This window comes from Actinomadura sediminis (assembly GCF_042675525.1).
In the GTDB taxonomy this organism is placed as follows: Bacteria; Actinomycetota; Actinomycetes; order Streptosporangiales; family Streptosporangiaceae; genus Spirillospora; species Spirillospora sediminis.
Map to the genome: position 1 here is coordinate 1 of NZ_JBHTJA010000173.1, position 9,161 is coordinate 9,161.

11 protein-coding genes are annotated in these 9,161 nt (G+C 75.0%); 6 read left to right on the top strand and 5 right to left on the bottom strand.

Annotated elements, in window-relative coordinates; all coding sequences use genetic code 11:
* The 4 genes from ACFQ11_RS36120 to rimP all read right to left on the bottom strand — a co-directional run.
* Positions 1 to 601 (bottom strand): translation initiation factor IF-2 N-terminal domain-containing protein (locus ACFQ11_RS36120; RefSeq protein WP_378307173.1); only part of this gene is annotated, 601 nt, incomplete at its 3' end.
* Between the two features lie 140 nt (positions 602 to 741).
* Positions 742 to 1,065, bottom strand: coding sequence for a YlxR family protein (locus ACFQ11_RS36125; RefSeq protein ID WP_378307175.1), 324 nt, complete (start codon positions 1,063 to 1,065; stop codon positions 742 to 744).
* Positions 1,031 to 2,155: a transcription termination factor NusA gene (gene nusA / locus ACFQ11_RS36130; protein WP_378307193.1), complete on the bottom strand. Its 1,125-nt coding sequence runs from the start codon at positions 2,153 to 2,155 to the stop codon at positions 1,031 to 1,033. The genes ACFQ11_RS36125 and nusA overlap by 35 nt, the downstream gene beginning before the upstream one ends.
* Positions 2,156 to 2,180: 25 nt before the next feature.
* The gene (rimP, locus tag ACFQ11_RS36135; RefSeq protein ID WP_378307177.1) at positions 2,181 to 2,876 is read right to left on the bottom strand and encodes a ribosome maturation factor RimP; all 696 of its coding nucleotides are present in this window, start codon (positions 2,874 to 2,876) and stop codon (positions 2,181 to 2,183) included.
* Between the two features lie 237 nt (positions 2,877 to 3,113).
* Between rimP and ACFQ11_RS36140 the strand changes: the two genes are divergently transcribed.
* The 3 genes from ACFQ11_RS36140 (at position 3,114) to ACFQ11_RS36150 (ending at position 5,782) form a co-directional block, all read left to right on the top strand.
* Complete coding sequence (locus ACFQ11_RS36140) at positions 3,114 to 4,115, top strand: ferritin-like domain-containing protein (protein ID WP_378307179.1); 1,002 nt, start codon at positions 3,114 to 3,116, stop codon at positions 4,113 to 4,115.
* Between the two features lie 91 nt (positions 4,116 to 4,206).
* Complete coding sequence (locus tag ACFQ11_RS36145; RefSeq protein ID WP_378307181.1) at positions 4,207 to 4,641, top strand: hypothetical protein; 435 nt, start codon at positions 4,207 to 4,209, stop codon at positions 4,639 to 4,641.
* 85 nt (positions 4,642 to 4,726) lie between these two features.
* Positions 4,727 to 5,782 (top strand): TRM11 family SAM-dependent methyltransferase, encoded by a 1,056-nt coding sequence (locus tag ACFQ11_RS36150; protein WP_378307183.1) that lies wholly within the window; start codon positions 4,727 to 4,729, stop codon positions 5,780 to 5,782.
* Between the two features lies 1 nt (position 5,783).
* Here ACFQ11_RS36150 and ACFQ11_RS36155 read toward each other — a convergent pair whose 3' ends face one another.
* Entirely contained in the window at positions 5,784 to 6,482 is a 699-nt protein-coding gene (locus tag ACFQ11_RS36155; RefSeq protein ID WP_378307185.1) for an HAD family hydrolase, read from the bottom strand.
* A gap of 103 nt (positions 6,483 to 6,585) precedes the next feature.
* On the opposite strand from ACFQ11_RS36155, the gene ACFQ11_RS36160 reads away from it, so the two are divergent.
* The 3 genes from ACFQ11_RS36160 to ACFQ11_RS36170 form a co-directional block, all read left to right on the top strand.
* The gene (locus tag ACFQ11_RS36160; protein WP_378307187.1) at positions 6,586 to 8,154 is read left to right on the top strand and encodes a hypothetical protein; all 1,569 of its coding nucleotides are present in this window, start codon (positions 6,586 to 6,588) and stop codon (positions 8,152 to 8,154) included.
* Positions 8,155 to 8,183: 29 nt separating this feature from the next.
* The gene (locus ACFQ11_RS36165) at positions 8,184 to 8,456 is read left to right on the top strand and encodes a hypothetical protein (RefSeq protein ID WP_378307189.1); all 273 of its coding nucleotides are present in this window, start codon (positions 8,184 to 8,186) and stop codon (positions 8,454 to 8,456) included.
* A 127-nt stretch (positions 8,457 to 8,583) separates the two neighbouring features.
* The coding region (locus ACFQ11_RS36170) for a lysylphosphatidylglycerol synthase domain-containing protein (protein WP_378307191.1) at positions 8,584 to 9,161 on the top strand (578 nt) is incomplete at its 3' end.

Sequence of the window (9,161 nt, forward strand, 5' to 3'; positions counted from 1 at the left end):
GGCCCGGCTTGGGCGCGCGGGGACCCGGCTTCGGGCCCCCGCCGCCGGGACGTCCGCCGCCCCCGCCGCCGTGACGCTCGCCGCGGTCGGTGCGCTCACCGGCCGGCGGGGCGCTCGGGCCCTGCGCGGCCGCCGGAGGCGGCACCTCCTGGCTCGGCGTCTCCTGGCCGGGCCCCTGCTGGCTCGGTACCTGCTGGCTCGGCGCCGGCGGGACCGGCGGGCGCGGGCCGGGCTTGGGCGCGCCCGCACCGGCGGGGCCGGGCTTGGGCGCGGGCGGGCGCGGTGCGCCCTGGCCACCGGAGCCGCCGGGGGCCGGACGGGGGCCCGGACGCGGACCCTGGGAACGTCCGTCGCCGCCGGGCGGACCCGGACGCGGCGCGGACGGGCGCGGCCCCGAAGGCTTCTTCGACGCGACGCGCTTGTCCCCCTGCTTGGAGGAAGAACCATTCTGGAAGGCTTCGGTAAGCCTGCGTACGACCGGCGCCTCGATCGTGGAGGACGCCGAACGGACGAACTCGCCCATCTCCTGGAGCTTGGCCATGACGACCTTGCTCTCTACTCCGAACTCCTTGGCGAGCTCGTATACCCGGACCTTGGCCACTGCACTCCCTACTCGGTCCGGGGGTGCGGCCTCCGGACCGTCGCTAACTTGCCGTACTCATCGCGGCGTGCTCATCGAGCGCTCATAGCAATCTCGACCTGCTTCCCGACTAGACGTCGCTTACCGTTCGGCCATGACATTCAGACATCCTGCTGCTGCGCGGCCCGCTCCGCAACCCGCGCCCGCAGCACACCGGCGTCGAGCGGCCCCTGAAGGCGGAACGCCCTGGGGAACGCCCGACGTCGCTCTGCGAGCTCGAGGCAGCCGGGATCGGGGTGCAGATGCGCGCCCCGTCCCGGCATCCGCCCGCGCGGATCGGGGACGATCACGTCCTCGACCACCACCAGGCGGAGCAGGTCGGACTTGGCCGTGCGGACCCGGCAACCCACACACGTACGCGTAGGGACCGCCCGGCCGCTCTTCAAGAGTCTACCGCGCCGAAGCGTCGGCGGGACCTGTCGCATGGTCTCCTGACGTAGAAGGTCCGGATCCGCCGGGCCCGGCGGCCTTGGGGGGCGTTTGCGCACGCGCTTCGCCGCGGCCGTCCTGCGGCCGTCCCTGCCCCCGTTCCCGGGGGTCGGCGCCTCCGGCGGCCTCGGCCGGCTCGGTGTCGGACCGGATGTCGATCCGCCAGCCGGTGAGCCGCGCCGCGAGCCGGGCGTTCTGCCCTTCCTTGCCGATGGCCAGCGAAAGCTGGTAGTCGGGCACGATCACCCGGGCGACCCGGGCGTCCGCGTCGACGACCTCGACACTCGAAACACGCGCCGGCGACAGGGCATTCCCGACGAACTCGGCCGGGTCCTCCGACCAGTCCACGATGTCGATCTTCTCGCCGTGCAGCTCGGTCATCACGTTGCGGACGCGCCCGCCCATCGGGCCGATACAGGCCCCCTTGGCGTTCACCCCCGGCTTGCGCGACCGCACGGCGATCTTGGTGCGGTGCCCCGCCTCCCGGGCGATCGCCGCGATCTCGACCGTCCCGTCGGCGATCTCCGGGACCTCCAGCGCGAACAGCTTGCGCACCAGGTTGGGGTGGGTGCGCGAGAGCTGCACCGACGGGCCGCGGTGGCCCTTGCGGACCTGGACGACGTAGGCGCGCAGGCGCTCGCCGTGCCCGTACCGCTCCCCCGGCACCTGCTCCTGCGGCGGCAGCACCGCCTCGATCTTGCCGAGGTCGACCAGCACGTTCCGCGGGTCCTTGCCCTGCTGGATGATGCCGCTCACGATGTCGCCCTCGCGGCCCGCGTACTCGCCGAACGTCAGCTCGTCCTCGGCGTCGCGCAACCGCTGCAGGATGACCTGCTTGGCGGTGGTCGCGGCGATCCGCCCGAATCCGGTCGGGGTGTCGTCGTACTCGCGGAGGGCGGTGCCCTCCTCGTCGGTCTCGGTGGCCCAGACGGTGACGTGACCGGTGGTGCGGTCGAGTTCGACGCGGGCCCGGGGCGCCGCGCCCTCGGTGCGGTGGTAGGCGATCAGCAGGGCGTCTTCGATGGCCTTCACGGCCACGTCGAGCGAGATGTCCTTCTCGCTCTCCAGGCCCCGCAGGGCGGTCATGTCGATGTCCACGAGGTTCCCCCCTCTAGTCCGGCTCAGCCGGTGAACGCGATTCCTCGGCCGCCCCGGGCGGAGGAGCCTTGAACTCCACCTGGACGCGGCCGCGCCCCAGCTCGCCGAGGCCGAACCGGCGCCGCCGGACGCCCGGCCCGGTGGTCTTCGACCCAGCGGACGTACCGCCGCCGCCCGCGCCGGCTCCCTTCTTCCGGCGCGGCTCGGCGACCTCGATCTCGACGGTCTCGTCGTCGGCCGCCACCACGCGGCCCTCGATCTGCCCGCCCTCGGTCAGCGGCGCGACGACCAGCCGGCCGACGGCGCGGCGCCAGTGCCGCGGCTCGGTGAGGGGTCGGTCGACGCCGGGCGAGGTCACCTCGAGCACGTACGGGGAGGCGCCCATGACGTCGGAGCCGTCGAGCAGCGCGGAGGCCGTCTCGCTCAGCACCGCGATGTCGTCGAGCCCGACGCCGCCGTCGGCGTCCACGACGACCTTGACGAGCCGGCGCCGGCCCGCCGGGCGGACGTCGATGTCCTCGAGGTCGAAACCGGCCTCGGCGACGGCCGGCTCGAGCAGCCGCCGCAGCTCGGCGGCGGCGACGTCGCGGGACGGGCGCGCCGCGGCGTCGGGGCGCCGCTCCCGGCCGCTCCGCTCGCGGTCCCCATGGGCGCGGCCCCTGCCGGGGCGGCCCCCGCGGGCCGGGCCGCCGCGGGACTCGACGCTCATGGCCCCTCCTCGTGTTGTCCTGATGTCACCGTGTGTCCGCCGACCCTTCAAGACTATCGACAGCCGGAGACCGCAGCGGTCTTTCGGACAGGTCACCGGCGCGGCGGATGTGAAATGCTGGTACCGGCCCGCCCGGCGGCGTCCGGACGACCGGACCCCGCGGGCCTCCCCTGTCCGCCCGGCGGTGCGCGCCACCCTGCGCGCCGACCGCCCCCACCACCGGGTGAGGAGACCGCCTTGCCACAGGCCGTACCGCCCGTGCCGCCCGCACCGCGCGGCGGCGTGCGGCGCCGGGCGCTGCTCGGGGGCGCGGCCGCGCTCGTCCTGCCGCTGCTGTCCGGAACGGTGGCGGGGTGCGCCGCCGAGGCCGCGGCGCCGGCCCGCGGGATGCCCGCGCTGGTGCGCGCCATCGCCGCCGAGCAGGACCTCATCGCGTCGTACGAGGCGGCCCGCGCCGCGGTCCCCGGCCTCGCCGGGGAGATCGATCCCGTCCTGGCGCGGCACCGCGAGCACCTGAGGGTGCTGAGGGACCACTACGTGCCGGGGTCGGGCGACCGGCGGCACGAGGGCGGCCGGATCCCGTCCGCCACCGCCCGGCCCGTCCCGCCCGGCTGGGGCGCGGCGCTCGCCGCGCTGCGCCGGGCGGAGGGCGAGGCGGCCGTGGCGCGCGCCGCCGACACGGCGAAGGTCGAGCCGGGGCTCGCCCAGCTCTTCGCGAGCATCGCGGCGTGCGAGGCCGGGCACGCACGGACGATCCCGGGCGAACCGGCGGCCGTCCCGGGCGAGTCCGGCGCGCCCGGACTGCAGGACGCGCTGGCCGCCGAGCACGCGGCCGTGTACGGGTACGGGGTGCTCGGCGGGCGGCTGACCGGCGACCTGCGCGCCACCGCCAAGCGGATGTGGGAGGGCCACCGGTCGCGGCGCGACGCGCTGCTGTCGATCATGACCGCGGATCCGGTCGCCGCCGCGCCCGCCTACGAGCTGCCGGTGCGGGCGACGGACGCCCGCGGCGCCGCCCGGCTCGCGGCGGCGCTGGAGGACGGCGTGGTCCCGCCCTACGTCGCGCTGGCGGGGGCGTCCTCCCCGGACCTGCGGGTCTTCGCGGCCGACGGGGCGCTGCGGGCGGCGGGGCGGGCCGCGCGCTGGCGGGCCCGCGCGGGGACGGCGGCGCCGGCGGACGCGTTCCCCGGTCTGCCGGACGCGGCCCTGGCGCCGCGTCCCGTCCCCGGCGATCGGTGAGTGATCTTCCGCACTACGGGGAACCAACCGGCCCTGGCCGGGCGTTGCACTGTCTGCCACTGGACCACTCGGGGGAGGAGCCCAGAAGAGCATGACCACTCCGCACAACGGCGCTTCGAGCGCACTCGACGAGCTTCGGGCCGCCTACCATGAGCAGCTGAACCGGCTGGCCGCCGAGCGGGACGAGGCCCGCCGCAACGCCCGCCGCGCCCAGGCGCAGGCCGACGTGGCCCGCGCCGATCTGGCCAGCCTGAAGAGCCGCGTCGCCGAACTGCTGAACGCCGCGTCGCGCCACCTGCCCGACCTCCAGCCACTGGAGGCCCCGGCCGCCGGGCCCGCGGCGCTGGACGCCCCGGGCGGAGGCGGGCGGGACGCCGCCCCGGCGGGCGCCCCGTCCGGTGACTCCACCGGCGACTCCACCGGCGAGATCCCGACGGTCGAGGGCCGCGTCGTCCAGGCGCCCGACCTGCCGTCGGCCCGTCCGCGCACGGCCCGCCCGAAGCGCCGCCGCATCGGCACCGGCTGATCGGCCGGGCTCCGGAGCGGGCTCGCCGTCGCGGCGCGGGCTCGCGCGGCCCGGGCGGCGAGCCCGCGCTGTTAAGGTCGTTCGAATGACCGCGTACGGCCTTCTCGTCTCCCCTTCGCACAACCGGGTCTATTCGCAGGCCGCCGCCGAACTGGTGCGCGCCGAGCTCGCGGTGTTCGGCGAGCGGGCGCTGGGCGGGCGGATCCGCGACATCGGCGAGACGACGATCGGCGGCGTCGCCTACGTGACGTTCGAGGCGGACGAGCTGGGCCCGGCGGACGTGCGGCTGCTGTCGAACCTGTCGTCGCTGTACGCGCTGTTCGAGCTCCGGGACGGCGGCCTGCTGAGGCCCGTGACGGTGGAGCCGCTCGACCTGTTCGGCAGCGACCTGCTGACGATCCAGAAGTACTCGGGGAAGACGAACGAGCACTTCACGAAGCTGCTTCTGAACGTGACGGCGATGGCCACCGACTCCCCCATGGACCTGGTGACCGGGCGGCCGCGGGTGCTGGACCCGATGTGCGGGCGGGGCACGACGCTGAACCAGGCGATGATGTACGGGTTCGACGCCGCGGGGATCGACCTCGACGCCAAGGACTTCGACGCGTACGCGGCGTTCATCAAGACGTGGCTGCGCAACAACCGGGTGAAGCACCGGGCGGAGGTGTCGAACGTCCGGCGCGAGAAGTCGGTGGTGGCGCGGCGCCTGGACGTGACGCTCGGGGCGACGAAGGAGCTCTACAAGAGCGGCGAGACGATCGGCGTCACGGTGGTGAACGCCGATTCGCTGCAGGCCGGGCGGTTCTTCAAGCCGGCGGCGTTCGACCTGATCGTGACGGACGCGCCGTACGGCGTCCAGCACGCGAGCCGTCCGAAGGGCGGCCGGCCCGGGCGGCGGCAGGAGCTGTCGCGGAGCCCGGTGGAGCTGCTGGCCGCGGCGGTCCCGGAGTGGTCGCGGCTGCTGCGGCCCGGCGGGGCGATCGGCATCTCGTGGAACACCTTCGTGGGGCGCCGCGAGGAGCTCGCCGCGATCCTCGCGGGGAGCGGCCTGCGGGTGGCGGACTCCGAGCCGTACCTGCGGTTCCGCCACCGCGTCGACCAGGCGATCTCCCGGGATCTGATCGTTGCCGCGAAGCCCTAGGTCACCACGCGTCCACGTGCGGCAGCAGCTCGCCGAGGTCGTGTATGAGCGCGTCGGGGGGCGCGAGGCCGGGCCGGGTGAACGCGTGGGTCGTCTGGTGGTGGATCTGGACGGCCCGGAGCCCGAGCGACTTGGCCCCGTGGATGTCGTCGTAGGGGCGGTCGCCGACGAAGACGCAGGACGCGGGGTCGGTGACGCCGACGGCGTCCATCGCGGCGCGGAACGCCTCGGCGTGCGGCTTGGTCCACGGGATCTCGCTGGAGTAGACGGCGCCGTCGAGGAGGTCGAGGACGTCGTCACGGGCGAAGACGCGCTCGTGCCAGTCGCGCCCGCACATGGTGTTGGACAGGACGCCGACCTTGATGCCGCGGTCGCGGAGGGCGCGGAACAGGCCGGGGACGGCGGGGTCGGTGAGGGTGTGCGGGGTCCAGGTCTCGAAGTGGGTCTCCAGGAGCGCCCCGGTGAGCTCCGGCCCGATGCCGGCGAGCTCGAACACCTCGGCGAGGGTGGCGCTGCGCTGCTGCTCCTCGCCGCGCCGCCACAGTTCCAGTTCCGCCCGCAGCAGCGCGGCGGCGGCCTTCTCGACGTCGTCGGCGGGCAGGTGGGCGGTGCAGATCGCGCGCCACATGTCGCCGAGGTCGATGTCGTGCCAGGGGGTGAGCGTGCCGCCCCAGTCGAAGATCACTGCTTTTACGGCCATGGGGGGATGGTAACCATCCGGGCGCCGGGAACGATCACATTGACGATGCGGTGAACGTCCCCGGCGGCGCGAACGGGGCGACGTCCTGACGAGGAGTTGCCCGATGCGCAGATCCCTGCTCGCCGCCGTGCTGCCCGTCGCGCTGGCGGCGGCGCTGGCGGCGGTGCCGCCGGCCGCGGCCGGTGCCGACACCATCCCGGACGGGCCCGGCACCGGGCTCGTCCCCGGGTTCGTCGGCGGTCCGGCGACGCCGCGGCCGCTGCCCGGCGAGCCGATACCCGCGCACCCGCACATGGGCCCGACCGGGAAGTCGTCCATGCACGCGGACGGCTACGCGTCGGACACGTACCCGTTCTCGGGGCCGCTGGGCCGGAACCCGGAGGTGCTGGACGAGGCCAAGGGCGGGGGGCTGCCGGGCCTGTGCTCGACGGTCACGTTCGCGGAGAGGAGCGGGCTGATCGTCGCGCAGTGCACGCGCGGGCAGAACTTCATGCTGCGGCTGATCGACCCGGAGACGCTGAAGGACGTCGCGACGTTCCAGTTGCCGCCGCGTCCGTCCACGGTGGAGGCGGTGTTCTCGCTGAGCCTGGACAAGGTCATGACGGACACGTCGGGCGGGGCGTACTACTACCTCGACCCGCAGGACCGCGCGGTGCTCGCCGACTCGGAGTTCCACCTGCGCCGGTTCGCGCACGAGAAGGGCCCGGACGGGCGGTGGCGGTTCGAGGTCGTCGACGACTGGGACCTGAGCCCGTACCTGCCGCACGACTGCGCGACGTGGACGAACCCGTGGCCGAAGGGCGAGTGCGACCCGATCACCGCGGTCGGGCCGGACTGGACGGGCCTCATCTGGTGGGTCACGCGCGGCGGGCGCATCGGCACGGTCGATCCGGAGACCGGGACGGTGCGGGTGACGCGGCTGGCGGGCGGCGAGCAGATCCAGAACTCGTTCGCCGCCGGCGAGGACGGCGTCTCGATCGTGTCCGACCACGCGCTGTACGCGATGCGGGCGGACGGGTCCGGCATGCCGCGGACGGTCTGGCGCGAGCCCTACGACCGGGGTTCGGGCCGCAAGCCGGGGCAGATCGACCAGGGGTCGGGGACGACGCCCACGCTGCTCGGCGACGACTACGTGGCGATCACCGACAACGCCGACGACCGGATGAACGTGGTCGTGCGGCGGCGCGACGACGGCGGCCTCGTCTGCACGGAGCCGGTGTTCGGGAGCGGGCGGAGCGCGACCGACAACTCGCTCGTCGGGTACGGGAACAGCCTGTTCATCGAGAACAACCACGGCTACCGCAACTTCTTCGAGCTGCCGCCGGGCGGCTCGTCGACCGGCGGCCTCGCCCGCGTGGACGTCGACGCCGACGGTGCGGGCTGCCGCACCGTCTGGACGAGCGCGGAGCGCTCGCCGTCGACCGTCCCGAAGGTGTCGGTGCCGGCCGGGCTGCTCTACGTGTACACGAAGGAGCCGCGCCGCGACCTCGTCGACGCGTGGTACCTGACGGCGATCGACGTCCACACCGGCCGGACGGTCTACAAGGTGCTGACGGGCACGGGCAAGTGGTTCGACAACAACTGGGCGCCGGTGACGATCGGCCCGGACGGCACCGCGTTCGTCGGGGTGATCGGCGGGCTCGTCGCCGTCCGGGACCGCCCGTCCGCATAGGGCGCCGGGCTGCGGGCACACCGTGGGGCATGAGGCAGCGCAACCCTGGAGAGGACAGAGATTTCCGCGCGGACATGGACGACATGGGCGACGACGAGCAGGCCGAGGAGGTCGCCCTGACCGAGCAGTACGTCCAGGACCCGCCCGCGGACCACGTCATCGAGGAGCCGGACCAGGACCGGGACGGGCTGAGCGTCGCCGAGTACGACGAGCAGGCCGCCCGGGAGGGCGAGGACGAGCGCTGGCCCGACCGGGACGGCCCCGCCGAGTCGGACGCGGTGAACCCGACGAACCGTCCCTGAACACGTTCCCCGGTGGCCGGACGCGCGTTCGCGGGCGGCCGGGTCCGGTTCCGGACCCGGCCACCCGGGAATGTCCGACACCGACCGTAGGTTCGCACCGTAGAACGATCTTGCGGGGTGAGCGGGCATGGAGCGAGCGGTCGCGGAGCGTCCCCGTGCGCGGTGGCGGCGCGCGGGCGCCGCCGTCCAGTGGGCGCTGGCGCTGGGCGCCGTCGCGGTGCTCGTCCTGAACCGCGACCGGCTCCCGGACCCCGGCGCGCTGCTGGCCGCCGTGGAGCGGGCCGACCCGTTCTGGCTGGCGCTGGTCGTGGCGGGCGGGGCGGGGTCGATGGGCGCGTTCGCCCGGCTGCAGCGGCGGCTGCTGCGGGTCGGCGGGCTGCGGATGTCGCTGCGCCGCGCCTTCGCGATCACCTACGCGGGGAACGCGCTGTCCACGACCCTGCCGGCGGGCCCGGCGGTGAGCGTCGTCTACACGTTCCGGCAGTTCCGGCGCGGCGGCGCGCCCGCCCGGCTGGCGACCGCGGTGATCCTGGCGGGCGGAGTGATCACGACGTCGGCGTACACCGCGATCGGGTTGGCGGCGCTGCTGGCGGAGCCGCGCTCGCGCGGTCCCGCGCTGGCGGCGCTCGCGGTCCCGGCCGCGGTGGCGCTCGTCGCCGCGCCGCTGCTCCTCCGGCCTGGCGCGCGCCGCGCGGCTGCGGGGGC

Bases quoted from the DNA above. Each gene is read 5' to 3' on its own strand.
- ACFQ11_RS36125 (WP_378307175.1), bottom strand. From the start codon at position 1,065: ATGCGACAGGTCCCGCCGACGCTTCGGCGCGGTAGACTCTTGAAGAGC.
- nusA (WP_378307193.1), bottom strand. From the start codon at position 2,155: ATGACCGCCCTGCGGGGCCTGGAGAGCGAGAAGGACATCTCGCTCGAC.
- rimP (WP_378307177.1), bottom strand. From the start codon at position 2,876: ATGAGCGTCGAGTCCCGCGGCGGCCCGGCCCGCGGGGGCCGCCCCGGC.
- ACFQ11_RS36145 (WP_378307181.1), top strand. From the start codon at position 4,207: ATGACCACTCCGCACAACGGCGCTTCGAGCGCACTCGACGAGCTTCGG.
- ACFQ11_RS36150 (WP_378307183.1), top strand. From the start codon at position 4,727: ATGACCGCGTACGGCCTTCTCGTCTCCCCTTCGCACAACCGGGTCTAT.
- ACFQ11_RS36155 (WP_378307185.1), bottom strand. From the start codon at position 6,482: ATGGCCGTAAAAGCAGTGATCTTCGACTGGGGCGGCACGCTCACCCCC.
- ACFQ11_RS36160 (WP_378307187.1), top strand. From the start codon at position 6,586: ATGCGCAGATCCCTGCTCGCCGCCGTGCTGCCCGTCGCGCTGGCGGCG.
- ACFQ11_RS36165 (WP_378307189.1), top strand. From the start codon at position 8,184: ATGAGGCAGCGCAACCCTGGAGAGGACAGAGATTTCCGCGCGGACATG.